This is a genomic window from Bacillus sp. FSL L8-0199, assembly GCF_038005705.1.
Lineage (GTDB): Bacteria > Bacillota > Bacilli > Bacillales > Bacillaceae_G > Bacillus_A > Bacillus_A cereus.
Genome location: NZ_JBBOTS010000002.1, coordinates 356,389 through 378,102 on the forward strand (window position 1 = coordinate 356,389; position 21,714 = coordinate 378,102).

Sequence of the window (21,714 nt, forward strand, 5' to 3'; positions counted from 1 at the left end):
TCCCCAAAAAGTAAATTCCTGCAAAAATTAATCCTACTCCACACCATACATATGTTGTCCATAAGGTCCTGCGTGGCTGCTCATTTAATCTTGGTTTTGACAGATTATTATTTTTCTTATTTTTAGCTAAAACTTCTTCTCTTCTTTTTTAGTGTTTTTCAATATATTTTTGTTATACAAGTACAGTATAAGACACGTTAATCACAAAAAAGTCTAAAATAAATCTATTTTTCTAATTTATGTATATTATTTAACTAATTTTCTGATTAATCTTCTTTGCTACTTTTAGATCTTTTGTTTTAAATCCGCTATTTATAGCCCATCTATAAAATAGAAATGCAACAATTGAAATCAGTACCATATCCCATCCATAAGTTATAATATTTAATCCACCAAATCTTTCACTTCCAATGTACGATATACAAATCATAAATAATAAATACCCCACAATCCATAATCCAGCTAAAAAATTCTTCTTAAATCCAACCCATTTTGTTTTTAATTGATAATAAAAATATATAGGTAAGCCCATAAGTATAATAAACATTACTTCTCCTGTTAATGGCCATCTTGCCCAATATAATGTTAATGATGCAAAAATGAACCCTAAAGGTGCAAAAATATTTAATCCTCTTATATAGAAAGGACGATGGAAATTAGGCGCTGTTTTTCTCAGAGTCATTACTGTTATAGGTCCAGTAACATATGAAATTAATGTCGCTACTGAAATAACTTCAGCTAAAATACCCCATCCTTTAAATAAAAATAAAAAAACAAAACAAATCATTAAATTAAACATCATGGCAAATCTAGGCACACCATATATAGGATGTAATTTCCCAAAAACTTTAGGGAAATATCCATTCTTCTCCATTCCGTATAGCATGCGTGATGTGGTTGCCATATAAGTAGTACCTGTACCAGAAGGAGATACAAAAGCATCTAAATATAATACAATAACTAACCAATTAATATTTAGTGCTATCGCTAAATCAGCAAATGGTGAATTGAAATTTAAATTCGACCATCCGTTAATTAACATATTGGGGTTTACAGCACCGATAAAAGCAATTTGTAATAATACATATATTACAGTTGCAATTAAAATGGATCCTACAACTGCCCGAGGAATAGATTTCCCTGGGTTCTTTGCTTCACCAGCCATATTAATTGGGCTTTGAAAACCATTGAATGCAAAAATAACACCAGATGTTGCCATAGCAGTTAATACATTTGACCAATTAGATACATGAAAATCCTGATGACTAGTAAAGTTCTCTCCATGAAATCCAACAAATAGCAATGCACCAATTGTAAGACCAGGAATTATAATTTTAAATATAGTAATTAATGAATTAACTTTTGCAAATAGACTAACTGTCCAATAATTTAAAAAGAAATATATGATTATAAGTAAAGAAGCCGCTGCAAGACCTTTGGAAGTCAACATCCCATTGTCTACTAAATCCTTGGCCCAACTTGCCCACTCCCAAGGCCATGAACTCATATATTGTATTGACGCTATCGCTTCAACCGGGATAACTGAGACAATAGCTATCCAATTAGCCCATGCAGCAATAAATCCTACAAAATCTCCATGTGAGTATTGTGTATATTTTACCATTCCGCCAGCCTCTGGAATCATGGCTCCTAACTCGCTATATGGTAAGGCAATAAATAATATTACAATCATTCCTAAGACCCAAGAAAAGATAGCAGCCCCTCCTGATATTTTGGCGGCCTTCCATGCACCAAATAACCAGCCAGACCCTAAAATCGAACCAATCCCAGTCATTGTAAGTGCAAAGGTTCCAAGCTTACGTTTCATATTTTTCATTTTTCACACGCTCCTCGTTCACAAAATAAATAGAATCCTCTTATTTATTAACCTTTTACTCATATATACTCCCCCCTTTTTATTTAAAGTAAGAATGTAAGTTTTATAGACCAATTCACTATAAAGTTTATCTCTAACCAACTCTTTATAATGTATGTATACCCTCTATAACTCTCTCTAAACCTAAAAACTTTTAACAATATTTGTTACGGAAAAACATCATAACCTAGTATGCCTCTATATTGAGGGTTCAACAAATCATGTTAGTGAAGCACTAATAATCACATTTGTTTGAGTGTACCTCTGCATTAAGAATATTTTAGTTTTAAAAGACGAAGTTCATCTTGTCTATGTTCTTAATTTGATAGGCATGAGATGCTCCCCCAGATGCATTCAAGATAGACACGAAAATGAAGGAAACTGTTATAGAAATTTCTCCATTTCTTTGGTAATGTATCGCTCCTTTCTTACAAAAAACTCAACTCTACTACGTCAAAAAGGTTCTTTATGAAAATATGTAGAATTAGCACATATACGGTATTTTATAAATGGAGAGGTGATTGTGTTGAAGCATTTAACAAAATCAAAAAATTCATTAATAGGTCTGAGAGGGTATTTGGAATCCTATCCGTTAACTTCATTTTTTGTAATGGCATATTTATTCTCTTGGGTTGTATTAATTCCATTTATCTTATCGCAATGGGGTACTTTTCCTAAAACAAAGGCATTTGATATTTTCTTTTTTGCTAATGCATTTGTAGGCCCTATGTTAGCAGCGTATATCATGTTTCGAACCCTTGAAGGCAAAGAGTCATGGAAAAAAGTTAGAAAAAGCATCCTATCTACTAAAGTCGGTTTGAAGTGGTACTTGTTTACCCTCATCGTTATCCCCACTGCAATGTTTCTAGGTATGGTGATATTAAATGGAGAGATACCTACTTTCCGTGACCTTAATTTTGAATTTTTTATAACCTATCTCATCTCTTTTGTAGCAATTTTCTTTCTCGGTGGACCTTTACCGGAGGAAATTGGATGGCGTGGTTTCGCTCTGCCTAGATTACAATCAAAATTTGGACCGTTAAAAGCTACATTACTACTTAGTGTTTTGTAGACTTTTTGGCATCTTCCACATTTCTTAACGGCTGCCCAAAGGGGTGGAACGGGTTCTGACCTTTCTCTCCTATATATTCACTTGCCAATTTTTATTTTATTGTGTTTGCCAATCTCAATCATTCTCACTTGGATTTATAACTGTAATCACGGTAACGTATTTATTGTCATGCTAGTTCATGCAAGTGTAAATACGTTTAGCTTGGTACAAACTCATTCCACCAACGCTGTTTTAAAGAATACAGGTACATTTGTAGTGATAGGTCTGGGGTTTATTGCTTTGCTTATTCTTATTTTCACACGAGGCAACCTGAGATATAAACAAACTTCTAATGGATTAAAGTTCAGTAACAATGAAAATATAAGTAAATAGAAAAGAGATCCCTATAATAATAGGTTGATGGCAATGCTAACAAATTAAGAATTATATTCTTCCTCAAAACGAAAAAACGTCACACTTTATTGAAAGTGAAATAGAATTGTAAGTAAAGAAATTCTACCGATATTTTTTAGCATATACCTTGAATTAATTAGCTAAAGTAATAGGATTTGTTCAGTAGGAAAAGAATTTATAGATAAAGAATATAACTATATTGAATATAATGACGTGATTTTAACTTTAAGGAGGCGATGTCGATGAGAAAATATTTTTATTTGATTGGGCAAAAAAACAAGAGGATAACGTTTTACTAGCCCATAAACTACGTGGTTCCTCTTCAATATTAGAAGGAGAGTATCAAATTGAAGAAAATTTATTTAAAGCCTATTGACAAAAGTAATTGGGAAGAAGCAATTAGACTGTCTGTTAAAGAAGAACAGCAAACATTTATTGCATCCAACCTCTATTCTATCGCAGAAGTTCAATTTCTAGATCATTTCTACGCAAAAGGTATTTATCTTGATGAAAAAATGATAGGATTTACTATGTTTGGAATAGATCCTGATGATAATAATTATTGGATTTATAGACTTATGATTGATGGTAAATTTCAAGGGAAAGGTATAGGTAAACAAGCTATATATCTGGTTATTGATGAGATTAGACAAGATAACTATACAAGTATCCCTTTAATTATGATTGGATATGCTCCTGAAAATCTTTCAGCTAAATTTGTATATAAAAAGGCAGGATTTATTGAAACAAAATTATCTTCTTGGGGTGAACAGTTAGCTAAGTATTCTTTATAAGCACTTGGATTCTCCACGTTGAATATTAGCTTTATTAAAGCGGATATTTGTTTTTTATCGTTTTCTGACAGAAGACTCCTTCTTCAAAAATGTGAAGGTGTGAAACCCCAATTTTAGGTGGGAGATGAATGTCGGTTGGCATAAGCCAACATATTTGCTATCATTTACTTGTACAGATTGCTCTTCGAAAACTGAAGATATGAGGTTGGTTGCAGAAAAACGTTGCAACCGTAAAAACTTCAACGTTCTATCGCCCCACGCTTCTCTAAATTGCGAAAACCAAGCTAAAGTAGGTAGTGTGGTGAGTCAGCGTATAAGTTCTCACCGTAGGGACTGCGGGTAGAGCCTGCTAAGATAACTGGTGGATACATCGGTGTTCGCAGGAATCTCCCACTTCAACAGTCCGTTAGGACGTTAAGTGGTAAGTAGTTCAATAAGATGGTTCTAATGTATAAATAACAAAGTAAGAGGAGCCTATAGTGACAGGCCCCCCCTACAAAAAAACTGTAGTATACATGTTAAAAATAAATTCATTTTACTAATAATGAATATCCACCATTTTTACCATCAAATTTATACACATTCAAATGATATTTTCCTTTATAGTATTTCCTTCATATTCACCACAAGCTAAATAATTTCACATGTCTTATTCATGATAAAACACCCATGTCATTCCAATATTTTATTTACCACGGAGATATCTACTTCTTTTGGAACTGTAACATCAAACGTATAAACATCTGTTTGATCAGGATTAATCATATTTCCTTTTACAAGCTTATTAAACCTGAGTATCTTCTCTTCTTCAAGCAATCCACCTGTTTGCGAGTCTTTTTTACAGTAACTTTTATTTGTTCTTTACTTTTTTTTCCTCTACTATCTTTAACTGTTAGTTCTACATTATATGTTCTTTTTTCTCCATATCCATAGCTAGGATTGGCTTTTGTACTTGTTCTACTTTTATATGAAAAATCCTCTTCAAAACGCAAATAAAAAAGGGCAATTTCAGCCCTTTTTTATTTATAAATCCTCTATATCATATTCAGTATATCCCTCATAATAGTAACTAATATCAATGCCTTTCATGAATACTTCACGGCTATTAATTTTATCTACTAGGGCATTTTTGAGTAAATGCTTAATTTCAATATCTTTAATCGGGCTGCGTTCCATTGCCAGTAAATAATCTTCTTTATCAATCCTATTCCAGTCAACCACCTGTTGAATTTCATTCTTAAAGATTAAATCTAACCATATTCTAGTCGCTCTACCGTTTCCTTCTCTAAAAGGATGAGCAATGTTCATTTCAACATACTTTTCAACGATTTCATCAAAGGTTGTTTGTGGCATATTGTTTATATGTTCTAGTGAATGGCTTAGATACATAACAGGAGCAAATCGAAAGTTTCCCTTCGCTATGTTAACCTTTCGGATCTTTCCAGCAAAGAAATAAATATCTTCAAATAGATAATTATGAATGTCAGAAAGACCCTTAAATGTGCCAACTTCTATGTGGTTTATTTCTCCTGAATCATATAAATCTTTGGCTTTCATTTTTGATAGTCGTTCTTCCACTCGATTCAATTCCAACTGATTTTTGATACCTAATTTATTTTCTAGCACGGTCATTCTCCTCTTTTTCTGCCATTAATTCTTTTAGCATATCCAAATCTTCTTGTGTGGCTAAATTCTTGATGAAACTTCTAGCCATAGTTTTATAATTGAGGTATTTCGCTTGTTCTGGATTACGTTTTTTATAGTTTTTTGTGGCTTCATTTTGCGCCTTGCTGTATGCCATTCTCTCCCTCACTTTCAAGTATATAAGCATATTATATATGACTTAGTAATATATTCAAGTGAAAGAAAAGCTAGTGCCGAAACCTTAGTCTATGGCTATATCAAATATATAATTTAAATTTTTATCATTTCACAACATTTATCTTTTAGAATAAGATAATATTCACCTTCAAAGCATCTTCTTCTCAAGATGCTTTACAAATTTATCGTTAAATATGGATTTTATTTTAAAAACATGTTTACTCAAAGAACTCATATACCCTTATAGGTGTTGTAAGAATTAAGGAGTGCTCTGGACAAGTACTCCTTAACTCTTACTAAATAACGATTTTACATGTAATGGAACTTCTAAATATAAAAAATATGACTCCTTTTCATAGACATTTACGTATAGTAAAATGCAAGATGATAAGTAAAAATTCTTATTTATTTTCTTCACTTTGAAATAATCTAATCCTTTGGATTTCACAATATCCCTAAGTATTCTTCTTACCTAATTTGGTGATATTTTTATTCATTACCCAGCTACTCTTTTATAATAATAGAAATACTTTCTTCTAACAATTCAAATCCATAACTTAAGCCTTCTTTGTCAATTGTTAAAGAAGGTAACAACTTAATTACTTCATCATTAGGACCAGACGTTTCAATAATTAAATCATTTTCAATTGCAATTGAGCAGATCTTTTTAGCTATTCCAAAAGTATTACACGCTTTTATTTAAAATAATCTCTCATATGTAATTAAGGTTTTTCACTCTCTGTAAAAAGTGATTTATGTTCTACTGGAGAAGAAAGCACTATTAAGGTTGTAGGCTTTCCATACTCTAAGCACAAATTAATATAGTCTTCGAGTGTATGTACTGATTCTGTCACTACCTTTGTTAGATAACTGTATAAACCGGCAATACGATGGCATTCGACTACATCTGGATGTTCCATTGCAAATTTTTTATATTTGTTGCAATCTCTTGGTTCCATTAAAACAAACGCGGTAATATGTTTTTTTAATTCTTTCGGATTAACAATCGTACGATAACTTATAATGACACCCTGTTCCTCTAGTCTTCTGACTCGCTCTGTAACAGAGGGGGAACTCAAACCTACCAGCTTTCCTATTTCAACCATACTTAAACGTGCATTTTCCTGAAGATGTGAAAGAATCTTTAAATCTGTTTGATCCATTAATGTATCTCCCCTTGATTAATTAAGAATACAATTAATAATTCTTAAATTTTTTAAGAAAATTATAATTAATACATAAATTATAGCATGTTATCTTTTTTTAAAACTTTATATAATTGATATCAATTAACGAAAGAGAGGCTGAGTATCTTGACACAACAATCATTGAAACGTTCAATTACTTGGGTACAAGGGACTGCATTAACCATAGGGGCTGTGTTGGGTTGTGGAATTCTTATATTGCCCTCAATTACTGCAAATAGCGCTGGACCAGCTTCGCTTTTATCTTGGGTTATCATGTCTATATTAGCTTTTCCCATTGTCGCAACTCTGGCGCATCTTGCTAAAATGATTCCTAGTGCAGGAGGAATTACAGCTTATGTTCAAATGGCATTTAATGCAAATACGAGTGCAATCCTAGGATGGATTATGTTAGGATCTATTCCTATTGGATTACCTATTATCGCTTTAACAGGTGCCCATTATATTGGTTATGTTTTTCCAATAAGTAATGTAGGAGTTATAGGCATCGCGGCAGTAATTTTGATTACTTCTTTACTCTTACATATTAAAGGAATTGAGTTATCATCAAAAATAAGTGTGTTTGTCATTTGTATAATTTCACTTCTAATAATTGTGGCTGTTGTCGTTTCTATCCCCTATGTAAAATTAAGTTCTTTTACACCTTTTGTACCAAACGGATGGTCTTCTGTTGGAGCTTCTTCTGTAATTATCTTTTTCTCATTTGTAGGATGGGAGATGATAACCCCATTAGCTGAAGAGTTTAAAAGACCTGCTAAAGATATTTCCATTAGTCTATTTTTAGGGGCAATTTGCATCTCAATTATGTACATTGCAATATCTTTTGTAACAATAGGGACTCACTCATATGGTGATAAGAACCAGATAGCTTCCCTTAGCATTCTAATATCAAAAGGATTAGGACCAATAGGTACATATATAACCACTATTTTAGCAATTTTCATTTCGTTTAGTGCTGTACATGCTAACATTGCAGGTTTTTCAAGAATGATTTACGCCCAAGCTAGAGAAGGACATTTCCCTTCCTTCTTTGCTAAATTACATTCTAAATTCCAAACTCCAACTAGGGTTTTACTAGTTTTAGGCGGAATTTTTAGTTGTATTTTAATTTTTTATGGTATAGCACGACCAAATTTAGAGATGCTTCTAAAAGGCCCTAGTGTAATTTTTATTACCTCGTATATTTTTACAATGCTAGCTGCTCTTAAGTTATTAAAAGTTCAAGATATAGGTTGGTGGATGGCCTTCTTATCTTTAGTTATATGTATTTTTGTATACTCATTTAGTGGTTGGGCGATTTTCTATCCAGTAATCTTATCATTCATAGGTGGGATCTATATACTTATGAATAAAAGGTCCAGCACAGTAATCAATCATCAATTAGATACACCCAATGAAAAATAGTTTCATAATCTCTATAAACTAATTCTACAAATTATATAATGTTATTAACACTATCAGATTGGAATAGATATAAATTCTGCTAACTTATAATTAACTCAAATTAATTTTATGAAATATGAATAATTATGTGTATTCAAGAAAAAACCAGGATAACTTTTTAAAATCATCCTGGTTTTTTCTGTATAAAATGAATTTCGTTATTTTATTTATTTCCCCAATTATATATTTCTTCACAATTAATAAACAAACATATAAATCATTTAATTATGTAAAAAATATATAATTAAATCCCCCTATAAACTATATAAAGTTTAAACCAGCATATCAGCGAAAGTAGATCCAACGTTGTTTTTACGCTTCATATGCTTTTCTAAATATATTTTAGTCGTTTGAATATTTTCATGGCCAAGTGTTTGCATTAAATGATATAAATCTGCATTACCTTGTTCTACTGCCATAATTGCGAAAGCATGACGGAATGTATGCGCCGTTACTGGATTTTCACGATACAGTAGAAACTCTAAGTTTGTCTTTTTTATCATATCTGTTACTTGATTCGATAATGTTTTAGAGTCATAAGTATTTCCTCTTTGATTTATAAATACCGGACTCTCATCCCCTTTATCCAATACCGTTTGGAATCCTCTTCTCAGCCTCATTTCACAAATACACTGATATAAATGTTCCGAAATAAAAAGTTCACGCACTTTATCCCCTTTTCCAGTGACTTTTAACCAGTACTTTCCGTCGTAATGTAAATCTTTCACTCTCGCGGTGCACAATTCTTGAATTCTTGCACCAGTACTTGCTAGAGCCAGTAAAATTGTATAGTTTACTAAATGTCCTCTTTCTTTAAAAAACCCTAAAATTTTCATAACCTCATCATAGGATAGGTCCCGATTTGGCCGATCCTGCTCATTTACATTTGCGCGCTGTAGTTCTTCATGAAGAGGCTTTTCAATATAAGAAAATGCATGAAGATGTTTTAGAAAAGAACGAATGAGCACTGTTTTCTTTGCAAGTGTTGCGACTGCATATGTGTCACCATTCCTACCGTTCTCTACTCGTTTCAGCCAAGAATTGTATTTACGAATATGCCAAGGTTGCAATGTTTTCAATAAAGAGTCATTTTTCTGTACCTCTTCCCCATTCAATTCAAATTCTTCTGCATGCTGCACCATGCACTGACAAAATGACAAGATTTCAGAAACATAACTCTTTTTCGTATCCTCTTTTCTATTCTTCTTCTCATCCATATCTTTTTGTAAATGTACGAAATGATAAATAACTTCCAGGTCACTTAAATACGTATATTTACTCTTTCCCTCTTTTTCTGCAAGCTCCATTTTCTCTTCCAATTTATCCACATAACTATCGTTATACAGAAATGGAACTATATCTCTTAAATTCTCTACATATGTATCTATATATTCACTATGTTTATTTATAATAGATAAATTTTCTTTTTCATTTTTATTATCCATATTTCAAATTTACCTCTCCTATTGAAGATTATAATAATACTTCTCTTTATTACCTATAATTATTATTTTATTTTACTTCTATTAATTATACAAATGATAATTCATTTTCCTTCTGTAAGAACGCTACATTCTTCTCTATTTACTTATAATTATATTTTTTTATAATTTATTATTAAATAGATATCTTTTAACAATTAAATAATTAAAATCCATAGTGATTTTATAATAAAAACAACTATAATAATTCATTAACATATAGATTGAATGAAAAATATTTCTAAACGATAACAATGCATACTATATTTAATAAAATCTATTTCTTATTTTAAATATAAATCAGATTCTGATATGATATATACATACCTAAAATATTAACAAACGATAGTTATGGAGGTGTCCTTTTATGACACAAGATTTATTGTTCATTACAAAACCTACTGTAACGACCAAAGAGGCAGCTGACTTATTAGGAGTAACGGTACAAACAATTTTAAAAAAAGAAAAAGATGGATTAATAGAATGTGTATATAAAGATAACTGGAAGCAATTCGGTAGTAAGATTTTCTATTTAGAGGATATTGAACGTTTACAAAATGAAAATAAGGTTAAAGGCCTTAGCACAAAAGAAGTAGCTGAAATTCTTAATGTTGCACCATCTACTATCTTTACATACATCAAATCTGGAAAATTACCCGCCACAATGGAAGAAAAAAGAGGAAAACAAGTATATCTTATCGATGAGGAAGAACTAGAGATTTTTATGCTTGATTATGAAAAAACCAAAACAAAAGAGCGAAAAACATTCATTACGAAAATTCAAAATGAAGATATATACTTATATCAATTATTAACACATCAACATAACGGAAAAACAGCTAGGGTAATAGAGATCAATGGAGCAGACGGTAAGATTCTTACAGAAGACGAGGATATTTTCCCTCTATCCACTTATAAACAACATGATTACACCTTTGAACCATTCATTAAAAAAGCGGTAATTACAAAACGAGGGTATTTATCTTTTTCCTTTAAAAAACCTCAATTATTTAATTCCATTACTTATAATCTAATAAACTTATTTTATAAGGAGCTAGGTATCACAAATATGAGATTGAGTATTTCAGCAGATACTATCAAATTAGAAATTAAACCTTTCGTATTACAAGTAGATCCATTGCAGTTTCAAGAAGAGATTAAGTACTTACATTCTCATATGAAATCTGGCACGATTCTTCCACATGTAGAAGGTATTTACTTTAAAAGTAATGTAGAGCCATTAACTTTTCATGCAGATCATGAATTTAAGCAAAAAGTAGTTCAAATGGCAGCGGAAGCTGGTATGAGACAGGAAGAATTCTTATTGCAAGCTGTAAAATCTTATATAACAAATTTAAAAAAACACTAAATCTACTACTTATTAAAAGAAGCGTAGAAATAAGATCTTTCTACGCTTTTAAAATATTTGTCACTCGCAATGAATACAACAAAGGGAAAATATCATAAAATTAAAATGCACATTTCCTATTTTTGCAAATTAAAGGGATCCATACCCAAAAATGTATAATTTATTTGTATATAATTATATAAAAGCGATTAATTCTTTATAGATTACTCAAAATAGTCACTTAACTTAAACTAGCTATGAATTATAAACCTAAAAATCAAATAAGCTACCGCTATAATAGGAATAGAATTTCAGTATCCAAGAGTTCGTTATATCAGAATTTAACGAACTCTTGGATGATGGTCAGTTCATCTCCCCTTCTATTATTGTACTGTACAAAGACATGAAACTCTAAACTATTTAGACAAGAAAGTCTAAACTTTTGTTTTTGGAACTTGATTGGGACAAGAAAGTCTAAACTAAAGCTTTTTTAGATTTACATGCTAAACCAAAAAAAATTTCATTTTGCGGATTAACTGTACTATACGTATAAACGTTTCAAAACTTGTTTCATTTCTGAATTAATATTAATAATTGAACTAATCTCTTTTGCTGATTGTTCGAGATATTTTAATTTATACTAAAAAAACTACACCCTATATAGAATGTAGTTTTTTATCGAGGTTATTACTTCTTATTTAATTTCTTTAATATATTTTCTGGAATCTCTTCTTTTTTAATAACTGAAATATCATGCATTCTTGTATCACTTCCCCTTTTCGCAGCTTTAATATATGTGCCAATAGGGAATTTGTTATCTGACCCAAAACCTAAGTCTATTTTATTTAAACTCTCATCATATCCAATTAAATCATATGAATAATGAATTACATCTTTAGGGGCCTTAGTGTCTCTTTTAGCTTCTTCTTTCACTACACCATATACATCTATCGCACTTACAAACGGACTATAACGATTCCATTGCTCGCAGCCAGCCAATCCAATACTAAATAGCATAGATAACATTATTATAAAAAATCTATTTCTCATTCTTATTCAATCCCACTGTAATTTATAGTTCTATAAAAATAGCGTACAGACGTACATATATGGAATGTTCTCCTAAGATTGCTTCTTAGTTTGTATATCCCTTACAGGCATCAATCCACTTTAAATATTTTGAGTATCGTTCTAGTTCTTCTATTGTTAATTCAATAGCACTATTTCCACTTCCACAAGCAGGAAAAACAGTTATAAATCTTTGTAGTGATACATCCAAATACACTTCTACATCTTTATTTACAGCAAACGGGCAAACACCACCTATTGCATGTCCAATTAACTCTTCCACTTTGTTTGCATCGACCATCTTAGCTTTAACACCAAACTGTTCCTTGTATTTACGATTATCAATTTTAGCATCACCTGCAGTTACTATTACTAAAACACGATCTTCTATTTGAAAAGATAAAGTCTTTGCGATTCTTTGAGGTTCACATTGTAACGCTTTTGCTGCTAATTCAACTGTTGCGCTAGATTCTGTTACCTCTATAATTCTATCTTCCATACCATATTGTTTAAAATAGGAAATAACTTTTTCTAATGACATTTTACGGACCTTCCTTTCCCTTTTGGGGTATCATGTTAATGTGAGCTTTATAAAAATATTAAGATTTATTTATATATCCTCTAAATAAATGTTTTACATATCTGTTTGGATATAAATCATTAATCATTGCATACGGACTATTTTCATATTTATGTTTCAATACGCCACGTAAACGATACTTTGCAATTAATGCGTTATTCCAATTCTGTTTGATTTCTTCTTCGTTCCAATTTAAAATGTTTGTTACTAAATATCTTGTTACTCTTTAGCCATTTCATTATTTTCATCTAATTTTCAAGTGTTTGGCGGGAATCTATTTCTTTTTCCATCTAATATCTCCTGATAAATTTCCTCTATAGTAATTGCTTTAATCTGCATTTCACAAGTTGCATTCCTTTCCTGGAGTTTGAATGAAGAAAATTCTGACTTTATGATGTGAGTTAATACTATTACTTTGCTCTTCTAGTGAAAAATTTCAATAAAGCTTTACATGAAAATACAGGTTGGTATCTATAAAATGATTCATATTGCCACTGATCATTATTGGAAAGTTTAAGAGCTTTACATTTGGTTTGATTATCATTGAAATCGTTCTTTTTATTCATATATTCTTCTCCATGTAATGCAAGTATTATAATTGAAAGTTAAATTTTAATACTTGCTGAATATGTCTAACACTAGCATGTGATTTTAGTATTAATTATTATTTTTAAGGGGAAATTTCATTTATAATTAGCTTATTGGCCCTGAATTTCGAAGATAGAATCAATTTCCACTGTGATATTCATGGGTAGCTGATTCACTCCAATTGCCGTTCGGGCATGTTGACCTTCCACTCCAAAGATATCATGTAATAATTTTGAAGCAGCATTAATAACAATATGTTGTTGATTGAATTCAATTTCACAATTCACAAAGGCTTGTAGTTTCACTACATTTACAATACGGTCTAAATCACCAATATACTCTTTGACTGCTGCCAGTGTATTAATAATACAAATTCTTGCTGCTTCTTGTGCTTCTTCTAAGGTTCTTTCTCCACCGACTTTTCCTGTATAAGCGGGTGTACCATCTATAAATGGAGCTTGTCCTGAAACAAAAAGGGAATTCCCTAATTGTTTGACAGGTACGTATAATGCTTTAGCAGGCGAAGTATTAGTTAATAAAATACCTAGTTCTTCCATTCTTTGTTCTATTTTCATGTTCTAGCCTCCTTTTTATTAAATTTGAATCTCACCAATGGCATATACAACTGCTGTTCCCGCAATCTTTACTCTGTCTCCCTCATGTTTACAATATAATGTTCCGCCTCGGTCAGACAGCTGCCTTGCTACCATTTCATCTTTACCAAGACGTTGTGCCCAAAATGGGATGAAACTACAATGCGCTGAACCGCAAACTGGATCTTCATTTACATTTAGTTTTGGAAAAAAAACTCTGGAAACAAAATCATATTTAGCACTTCTGGCAGTAACTGATACGGCTAATCCTTCTGTTAGCTCCTTCATTTTCGCAAAATCAGGAGTTAGATTTTGAACATCCTCTTCATTTTCTAATATGAAGATCAAATCTCTACCTAAGTAGCTTTCAATAGGGTTTATTCCAATGGCTTTAACCATCTCATCTGTTAATGTAATCTTTTCAGGCATTCTGCTTGGGAAATCCATCTCATAAAGATTACCGTTCTTGGATACAACAAGTTTTCCGCTCTTTGTTAGAAATGTAATTTCCTCAATACCTTTTTCATAATAATTTGCAATAACGTATGCTGCTGCTAAAGTTGCATGGCCACATAGATCAATTTCTCCTCCAGGAGTAAACCATCTTAGTTGATAGCACTCCCCTTCTTTTACAGTATAAGCTGTTTCAGACAGATTATTTTCTATCGCAATTTTTTGCATCATCTCATCTGAAATCCAATCTTCCATGATACAAATTGCTGCAGGGTTTCCTTCAAATATGTTTTCTGCAAATGCGTCTACTACATAATATTTCATTACATATACCTCCATAGTGTCCCATTGTGTATTAAGATCAAATGATTATGATGTTTTTATCTCAACATCGGAACACCTTTAGGTGCCTCAGTATGTTCCGAAAGTACGTTCCTTATTTCTTGAGATAAAGGAATTGATTTTTGTGATTGAAAATTAAAATGAACTAAAATAACTTTTCCTCTTACAATCCAATTTTGATTTTCATCTTGTATAACATGTTCAACTTGAAAACTTGCATTACCAATTTTGCTAATCCATGTAGAAACAACTAATTTTTGACCATAAACCACCTCACGAATAAAGTCACATTGAGTTGAAGCAACAATTAAATTCCAAGATTCTATTTTTAGACTCGGGTTAAAAATTTTAAAGAGGTCATTTCTTGCTTCTTCAAAATACGTAAAATAATTTGAGTTGTTTACATGTCCTAAAGAATCACATTCACTAAAACGTACAATAGTATCGTGTTTAAACATAATATCTCCCCTTTTAAGCGTGATAATATTGCAATCTCTGACTACCTAAAAAATTATTTGATCAAAATTAAATATTTGCATGAATCTTAAAAATCACGTATATTGCCTCTATACTATAAGTCTCGTTTAATTCACATTACTTAATGGGTTATAAATATAAATCGCTTTTGTGCGAGATAATTAAATTATCATCACATATGGGTATCATTTTAAGTAAAGACGTTTAACCTAATACTTATTAATAGAGCTATTACCTCCTTTCGCATTTTAAATTTTATTTTGAAAATCCCTTGAACTACTTGTATGTTATATCGAAACCCTATATAACACGCAACCGCCTTCTATAACACTGAAAGGAGATTTAATATGCATTTTGAAATTCAACGCAATAGTGAAATTTCACTTTCCAGCCAAATATATCTATCTATTGTGGATCATATACGTTCTGGTTTTCTACAAGAAGGAACACAATTACCTTCTATACGCACACTTACAAAACAATTGAAGGTGAGTCTAGTAACAGTAGCAAAAGCATATAAGAAACTCGAGGAAGATGGCTTCGTTACTTCTATTCAAGGGAAAGGGTCTTTTGTTAATCCCGAAAGAAAAGAAGTTGTTAATCGACAACCAAAAGTTTCACCTTATAATTGGCAGCTCTCAATTCAGGATTACTTACCTAGATCTCAATTTTCTCGTTTTCATCAAGTTCCAGAAATGATTCAATTATCATCTTCAATGATTGATCCCAGGTTATTTCCTAACCGCTTTTTAGAACAAGAAGTTCAAAAAATATTTGTTCATAATCCAAGGATCTTATCCCAGTATGCAGAAGTTCAAGGAGATCTTGAACTAAGACATGCAATGGCTGCATATTTAAAAAGAACTGATATTACTACGGATCCAGATAATATATTAGTTACAAATGGCTCTCAGCAAGGAATCGGTCTAATTGCTCGAACATTTATCGGGCCTGATGATGTGGTTATTATGGAGGCTCCTACTTATCCAGGAGCAATCGATGTTTTTCGTGGGAGAGGTGCTACAGTCCTTACCGTTCCAATTGATAAAGATGGCATGAGGATAGATATTCTTCAGAGTTTATGCGATAAATATAAACCAAAGGTTATATATACAGTCCCTACTTTTCATAATCCAACAGGTGTTATCACAACTGCCAAAAGGCGTAGACAGATTCTTGATATAGCCCAAAGTAGCAATAGCATAATTATAGAAGATGATCCATGGAATGAAATTTACTATAGTAAAAAACCACCGATTCCTATAAAAAGCTTAGATGATTCCGGGCATGTTATTTATTTAAAAGGTTTAAGTAAAACATTTGCACCTGGTTGCAGAATTGGGGTTTTAGTTGCTTCTGGTTCCATATTTAATCGATTGTTAGCAGCAAAAGCTAACGCAGATTTGGGTAGTCCTTTACTCACTCAGAAGATGATTTTACCGTTTATTAAATCAGAGAAATCAATGGAGCATATAAAAAAGTTACGAACTGCTTTGAAATTACGAAGAGATCTAGTTTTAGATTTATTATCAAAGTATGCTCCTTCTGAAGTTTCATGGTACACTCCTGAAGGAGGATTAAATCTTTGGATTAGTCTTCCTGAGTGGGTAGATACAAATTCTATTCTTTTAGAAGCACAAAAGAAAAAAGTGACATTTTTGCCTGGTTCAGCTTGTTATCCTGTAGAATTAGAAAATCATCATATGAGATTAAGTTTTTCTTATATGAGTGAACAAGAATTAAAAGAGGGTGTTAAAGTTTTATGTCATATATTCCATTCGGTTATTTCATCGAAGACAACTCATGACAATTCACCATTCTTTTAATTACAGTATGGTGCTAAATGATTAGTAGTTCAAAAAATCTATTCAATCTTATAAATATAACAATAGGACTGCCTCATTTAAAAACATATAACCTTATCAAAAAATAACTTGTAGCTAGACTACAAGTTATTTTTTGATAGTAATAAGATTAATGGTTAGATGTTAAATAATTTAAACTGAAAAATCAAGATTTTATACATATGTTGGTTGGTATAACTAATAGAAAAGTTTAGCGATAATTAAATAGACAGTGTTGTATTAAGACAAAATCCATTTAGATACTTGTATGTTACATTGGAACCATATATAAGACTCCCCCCCATTTATAACACTGAAAGGAAATTCAAAATGTATATAATGATGCTACTCATAAGACCCATACATTACGGATAATTACATCTATAAATTCAGATTTTTAAATTCTGAACTCTCTCTTTTTATTTACTTTTTCTCCGTATATTACAGAATTTTTATGATATTAAAATCCAGGTGTTATAAGCAACTATTGACTGTTATATATACATACCTATTATCATATTCCTTGTAACTGGAGGATTGTTCATTAATCTGTATATAGCACTTTCATCAGACCGAACTGTTCGGTCTGAAATAATTATAGGATGTGTATAAAATATGAAATTTCAAGTTGTTTTATTTGATAGGTTTGATTTAATGGATACACTTGCTCCTTATGATGTCTTTCACGTTGCATCAGCTCTTTCTCCAGAAGAAGTAATAGTGGAGTTAGTAACTGTCGAAGGGAAAAGATTAGTTAAAAGTGGAGTAAATGGCGTAAGAATCGAAGCCACAGGCATACTCGATCCAACCGCTGAAGGTGTAATTTTAATTCCAGGTAGTGCTGGCGATTCCTACGATGATGGACCAAATTCAGTTGTAAATAGGTTAAAAAAAGCTTCTGAGACAGAGTTGAAAACTGTACTACATCAAGCAGCACACAACCCTAATATTAATTTAAATACAGTATGCGTAGGTGCTAACCTTTTAGGCATGATTGGACTACTAAATTGGTCGATATGCTAGTACACATTTTATGTGGATGGGTGCTTTACCTAAAATGGGAGCTACACCAGTGCATGCTCGTATCGTAGATGATGGAGATTTAGTATCTAATAGTAGTTAGCCACACGGAACAATCTGAATTTATTCTGAAATCTCGATACAATGTAACAGCTGCAGCTTGTAGCATCACTTTGCCCACCGTCAGCAGTAAAGAACATTTCGTATCGATCACCCAAAACAACATGTTGGATGTTTTTACCCATATCAAACATGCTGTAGATAACACCTTGAGGCATTACTCGTTTACCATACCAATCTCGTTCCAATAGATACGGATTCTTAGGGAAAACCTCATATATTTCCTGCTTACGTTGTTCTGATAATATCGGATTATCATTAGGAGTCCAATGAGTCCAACGTGTGTTTTGAACGTCGAATACTTCCGATATAACAGGATGGTTAGGAGCAGGAGGGTTTAAGTCTGCTAAGTGATAACGGTCCTGAGCAGCGAATGTACGACGGAAGCACTCTTGGATTATACCCATGTTTAATAAGTTGATTTCACAAAAGACTACACTACCGAGCGACATACCCGTTATAGCGCCGACACTGTTACTTTTGCCGCCGTCTTTATAAAAAAGTCTCTTTATGCCTCGCGGCGTGTGTATCTCTAAATGAGATCCGAGCTCTTTATGTTTTATAACCGCTAAATCTCCGAATATATGAGCTAATCCAGTTCCGTCTCCATCAATAAAAAGTCGTTGCGCCTGTTCTTGATTGTACGCAACGACTAAATGGTTTTCATCTCTTGAATTAGTTAAATAACGAGCATATCTGAAGTGCCCGGCAGTTGTCTTACCGGAACGTGGCGTTATGTGCCTTCATTAACTTCTAGCGTGTAATTGAAAGGGGCTCTAATTACTTGTAATTGTTTATCACTGAAGTTGATTTTAGGCATAGCACCACCTCCTTTTATACTAATTCGACTTTATAACCTTTTATCAAATTGTAATATCTCTTGCTAACTTGTTCAAATCTCCATTATGAAGTGTAAGACTCATTTCTTCTCCTCCTTATCTTTCCTTAACAACAAACAAAACGCCACCCAAATCACGGCAGCGCCTACGATAATTGATATACACATGTTTGTTCTATCTACATAGTAAAATAAAACACCCATATTGACATATCATAAGATTAGTAACCATATTTTCTGTTCGTTAATTATTATGTTTATAGGCCTAGATTGTGCACATCTATATTCAGTGAGCGCATACCCTATTACATGAATACTACTTTAGGAGTGATTACATTATGAATCCTTTACCGATGAGGATTGTTGTAGCTCCAGCTTCTACTTGGCAACATTTATCTCCATATCCGTCATATGGTCAATATGGGCACATTCCCTTTGCTCCTACAATTCCGCCTTCTCCCGTAATATACCAATATCATTATCCTTTCCCGACATTATAATTCCTGTTGCTACTGTTCCCACTAATAATTTCTTGAACATTTTAACATCCCTTTTATTCAGAATATTTATTCAAATTAATAATAATCATAAATATTAAAAATGTAAATATATGTAAAACTTTCTCTAGTATTTATAGATTTTTCTGTAATTAATAGAAGTATGATTCAAAACACAATTAAGGAGATACTTATGTATAAATATTTTTAATCAATTTATACACAGAAAAATATTGTATTCAAAAAGAATTATACTGTTTGTAAAGGTATACCTTTACAAACAGTAGTGTCCTATCTATGAAACGTTGAAACATCAAGTTTATAAAGGTAATTCGAATCATTTTATAAACGTTTATTTTTAACGAACACCTTTATAAACGAAAATGGTATAATTGTGGTAACAAATGTAAGGAGAATACAAAACGTGGTAAATATTTATGGATATATACGTGTAAGTACAAAAGATCAAAATGAACAACGTCAGTTACATAAGATGATGGAACGAGGAGTAGAAGCTCGACGCATTTTTGTCGATAAAGCAAGTGGAAGACATTTTGATCGCCCTCAATATCAATTATTAAGAAAGATATTAAGTACAGGTGATATTGTTTATATAGATGCCTTAGATCGTATGGGCCGCAATTATGATGAGGTAATTTCAGAATGGAAGTATATAACAAGAGAATTACAAGCTGATATCGTAGTTTTAGAAAATGAAACCCTGTTTGATAGCCGGCAGTTTCGTGAAATGGGGGATATGGGCAGATTAATGGAGGATCAATTTTTATCTTTACTTTCTTATGTTGCAGATCAAGAGCGGAAAAAAATCCATCAGCGACAAGCAGAAGGGATTGCAGTTGCTAAATCTCAAGGTAAGCATTTAGGGCGCCCTCCATTTAACCTTTCAGCATTAAGTCACAAGCAACTAATTATAATAGAAGAAACTTATGAAAAATGGAAAAAAAGAGAAATGACTAGCGTTAGATTTATGGAAATATTAGGACTTAAGAAGAATACTTTTTATAAGATACTAAAAGAATATGAAGAGAACAAATTAAACCCTAAATAAATCATATGAGCCGAATATTCATAGTACATAGTAATGTCTTCCTAGTATCGCAGTTAATAATCCAGCTTTAATAGCTTGGAATTAAAGTACTAAAACAAACATTAGTATTTTCTTATCTTGTAAAAATATGTGACGTTATTCTAAAATTAAAAAGAACTTGCAGAAATCAATACAAGTTCTTTTTAATTATAAGAATTAATAGTTATATTATTTTTCTTTCTAAGAAATCCATTTAGTTATTTCGTATAAATAATTTTGTACTTTTTCTCCTTTTAGTTAAAATACATTTATTGAGAAACTACTTCTTCTGAATTAAAATCTGTAGTCTTTGTTTCATCAATTTTTTGTTGGATTTCCTTTAAAGCTTCAGCATAATTTTGTTTACCCGCTATATTTTTTATCTTTTTTCTATTGTTCTCTGATAGTTTATTATTATATATAACAATCATTTTTTCGTCTTCTATAATATTCCCATAATCATCGAATTCAATATGCGTATTAAAGCTAGCCGTTTTATCAAATCCAGGATTTAATTTTTCAGGGATGAAAGTAGTATCCGGAACTCCATTATCTTGTTTTAAATACACAAAGTAATATTTATTTTGACTTTCAACTACACTCTTAACTTCACTCTTAACCTCATTTGTACCAGATAAGCTTTGTTCTTCAAACACATTCTTTCCTCCATCCTTCAGAAGAAGATATCCACCGAAAAATAGAATACTTAAAAATACAAAACAACTTAATAAAACTATTTGTTTTTTCTGCAACAAATATATCCACCCTTTACTA

At 31.7% G+C, this 21,714-nt stretch carries 18 protein-coding genes and 5 pseudogenes; 8 read left to right on the top strand and 15 right to left on the bottom strand.

The features are described 5' to 3' along the window. Positions 1–250 precede the first annotated feature (250 nt). On the bottom strand, positions 251–1,837 hold the full coding sequence (locus NST86_RS29505; protein ID WP_065230031.1) for an APC family permease: 1,587 nt from the start codon (positions 1,835–1,837) through the stop codon (positions 251–253). Between the two features lie 565 nt (positions 1,838–2,402). Between NST86_RS29505 and NST86_RS29510 the strand changes: the two are divergent. Both NST86_RS29510 and NST86_RS29515 read left to right on the top strand, forming a co-directional pair. Next, positions 2,403–3,320 (top strand): annotated as a pseudogene (locus tag NST86_RS29510) (CPBP family intramembrane glutamic endopeptidase). A 368-nt stretch (positions 3,321–3,688) separates the two neighbouring features. Continuing rightward, positions 3,689–4,135, top strand: coding sequence for a GNAT family N-acetyltransferase (locus tag NST86_RS29515; protein ID WP_000725630.1), 447 nt, complete (start codon positions 3,689–3,691; stop codon positions 4,133–4,135). 530 nt (positions 4,136–4,665) lie between these two features. Here NST86_RS29515 and NST86_RS29520 read toward each other — a convergent pair. From NST86_RS29520 to NST86_RS29540, 5 genes and pseudogenes are all read right to left on the bottom strand, one after another. Then, positions 4,666–5,091: pseudogene (locus NST86_RS29520) on the bottom strand (collagenase); the annotation flags it as partial. Positions 5,092–5,158: 67 nt separating this feature from the next. After that, the gene (gene fic / locus NST86_RS29525; RefSeq protein ID WP_065230032.1) at positions 5,159–5,767 is read right to left on the bottom strand and encodes a protein adenylyltransferase Fic; all 609 of its coding nucleotides are present in this window, start codon (positions 5,765–5,767) and stop codon (positions 5,159–5,161) included. Beyond that, entirely contained in the window at positions 5,748–5,936 is a 189-nt protein-coding gene (locus NST86_RS29530) for a hypothetical protein (protein WP_000331756.1), read from the bottom strand. Before NST86_RS29530 ends, fic begins: the two co-directional genes overlap by 20 nt. Before the next feature lie 524 nt (positions 5,937–6,460). Continuing rightward, positions 6,461–6,649: pseudogene (locus NST86_RS29535) on the bottom strand (diaminobutyrate--2-oxoglutarate transaminase); the annotation flags it as partial. Positions 6,650–6,678: 29 nt separating this feature from the next. Beyond that, the gene (locus NST86_RS29540) at positions 6,679–7,119 is read right to left on the bottom strand and encodes an Lrp/AsnC family transcriptional regulator (RefSeq protein WP_000372879.1); all 441 of its coding nucleotides are present in this window, start codon (positions 7,117–7,119) and stop codon (positions 6,679–6,681) included. A gap of 150 nt (positions 7,120–7,269) precedes the next feature. On the opposite strand from NST86_RS29540, the gene NST86_RS29545 reads away from it, so the two are divergent. Beyond that, on the top strand, positions 7,270–8,565 hold the full coding sequence (locus tag NST86_RS29545; protein WP_000193985.1) for an APC family permease: 1,296 nt from the start codon (positions 7,270–7,272) through the stop codon (positions 8,563–8,565). A 311-nt stretch (positions 8,566–8,876) separates the two neighbouring features. On the opposite strand, the gene NST86_RS29550 is transcribed toward NST86_RS29545, so the two are convergent. Beyond that, a complete protein-coding gene (locus tag NST86_RS29550) occupies positions 8,877–10,049 on the bottom strand; it encodes a tyrosine-type recombinase/integrase (RefSeq protein WP_086424153.1) in 1,173 nt (390 codons plus the stop codon). Positions 10,050–10,452: 403 nt separating this feature from the next. Here NST86_RS29550 and NST86_RS29555 point away from each other — a divergent pair, with 403 nt between their 5' ends. Continuing rightward, the gene (locus NST86_RS29555) at positions 10,453–11,454 is read left to right on the top strand and encodes a helix-turn-helix domain-containing protein (RefSeq protein WP_086424154.1); all 1,002 of its coding nucleotides are present in this window, start codon (positions 10,453–10,455) and stop codon (positions 11,452–11,454) included. Between the two features lie 666 nt (positions 11,455–12,120). Here the strand turns inward: NST86_RS29555 and NST86_RS29560 are convergent. From NST86_RS29560 to NST86_RS29585, 6 genes and pseudogenes are all read right to left on the bottom strand, one after another. Then, entirely contained in the window at positions 12,121–12,483 is a 363-nt protein-coding gene (locus NST86_RS29560) for a DUF1093 domain-containing protein (RefSeq protein ID WP_001988071.1), read from the bottom strand. A gap of 85 nt (positions 12,484–12,568) precedes the next feature. Beyond that, a complete protein-coding gene (locus NST86_RS29565) occupies positions 12,569–13,042 on the bottom strand; it encodes a YbaK/EbsC family protein (protein WP_065845743.1) in 474 nt (157 codons plus the stop codon). A 79-nt stretch (positions 13,043–13,121) separates the two neighbouring features. Further along, positions 13,122–13,420, bottom strand: a pseudogene (locus NST86_RS29570) (DUF4046 domain-containing protein); the annotation flags it as partial. A gap of 359 nt (positions 13,421–13,779) precedes the next feature. Beyond that, the gene (locus NST86_RS29575; RefSeq protein ID WP_086424155.1) at positions 13,780–14,244 is read right to left on the bottom strand and encodes a RidA family protein; all 465 of its coding nucleotides are present in this window, start codon (positions 14,242–14,244) and stop codon (positions 13,780–13,782) included. Between the two features lie 18 nt (positions 14,245–14,262). Continuing rightward, on the bottom strand, positions 14,263–15,039 hold the full coding sequence (locus tag NST86_RS29580; RefSeq protein ID WP_086424156.1) for a PhzF family phenazine biosynthesis protein: 777 nt from the start codon (positions 15,037–15,039) through the stop codon (positions 14,263–14,265). A 56-nt stretch (positions 15,040–15,095) separates the two neighbouring features. Continuing rightward, entirely contained in the window at positions 15,096–15,515 is a 420-nt protein-coding gene (locus tag NST86_RS29585) for an acyl-CoA thioesterase (RefSeq protein WP_086424157.1), read from the bottom strand. A gap of 366 nt (positions 15,516–15,881) precedes the next feature. Between NST86_RS29585 and pdxR the strand changes: the two genes are divergently transcribed. Both pdxR and NST86_RS29595 read left to right on the top strand, forming a co-directional pair. Next, a complete protein-coding gene (gene pdxR, locus NST86_RS29590) occupies positions 15,882–17,360 on the top strand; it encodes a MocR-like pyridoxine biosynthesis transcription factor PdxR (RefSeq protein ID WP_000545352.1) in 1,479 nt (492 codons plus the stop codon). Between the two features lie 633 nt (positions 17,361–17,993). After that, a complete protein-coding gene (locus NST86_RS29595; RefSeq protein ID WP_227593387.1) occupies positions 17,994–18,401 on the top strand; it encodes a hypothetical protein in 408 nt (135 codons plus the stop codon). 89 nt (positions 18,402–18,490) lie between these two features. Here the strand turns inward: NST86_RS29595 and NST86_RS29600 are convergent. Continuing rightward, a pseudogene (locus tag NST86_RS29600) lies at positions 18,491–19,338 on the bottom strand (PBSX family phage terminase large subunit); the annotation flags it as partial. 356 nt (positions 19,339–19,694) lie between these two features. Here NST86_RS29600 and NST86_RS29605 point away from each other — a divergent pair. Together NST86_RS29605 and NST86_RS29610 are read left to right on the top strand one after the other, a co-directional pair. Further along, positions 19,695–19,856 carry a hypothetical protein gene (locus NST86_RS29605; protein ID WP_170952297.1) on the top strand — a complete coding sequence of 54 codons (162 nt, stop codon included), beginning with the start codon at positions 19,695–19,697 and terminating at the stop codon, positions 19,854–19,856. A 391-nt stretch (positions 19,857–20,247) separates the two neighbouring features. Continuing rightward, positions 20,248–20,922 carry a recombinase family protein gene (locus NST86_RS29610; protein WP_086424158.1) on the top strand — a complete coding sequence of 225 codons (675 nt, stop codon included), beginning with the start codon at positions 20,248–20,250 and terminating at the stop codon, positions 20,920–20,922. 287 nt (positions 20,923–21,209) lie between these two features. Here NST86_RS29610 and NST86_RS29615 read toward each other — a convergent pair whose 3' ends face one another. After that, positions 21,210–21,692, bottom strand: a complete 483-nt coding sequence (locus NST86_RS29615; RefSeq protein WP_086424159.1) for a hypothetical protein — start codon at positions 21,690–21,692, stop codon at positions 21,210–21,212. Between the last annotated feature and the right edge of the window lie 22 nt (positions 21,693–21,714).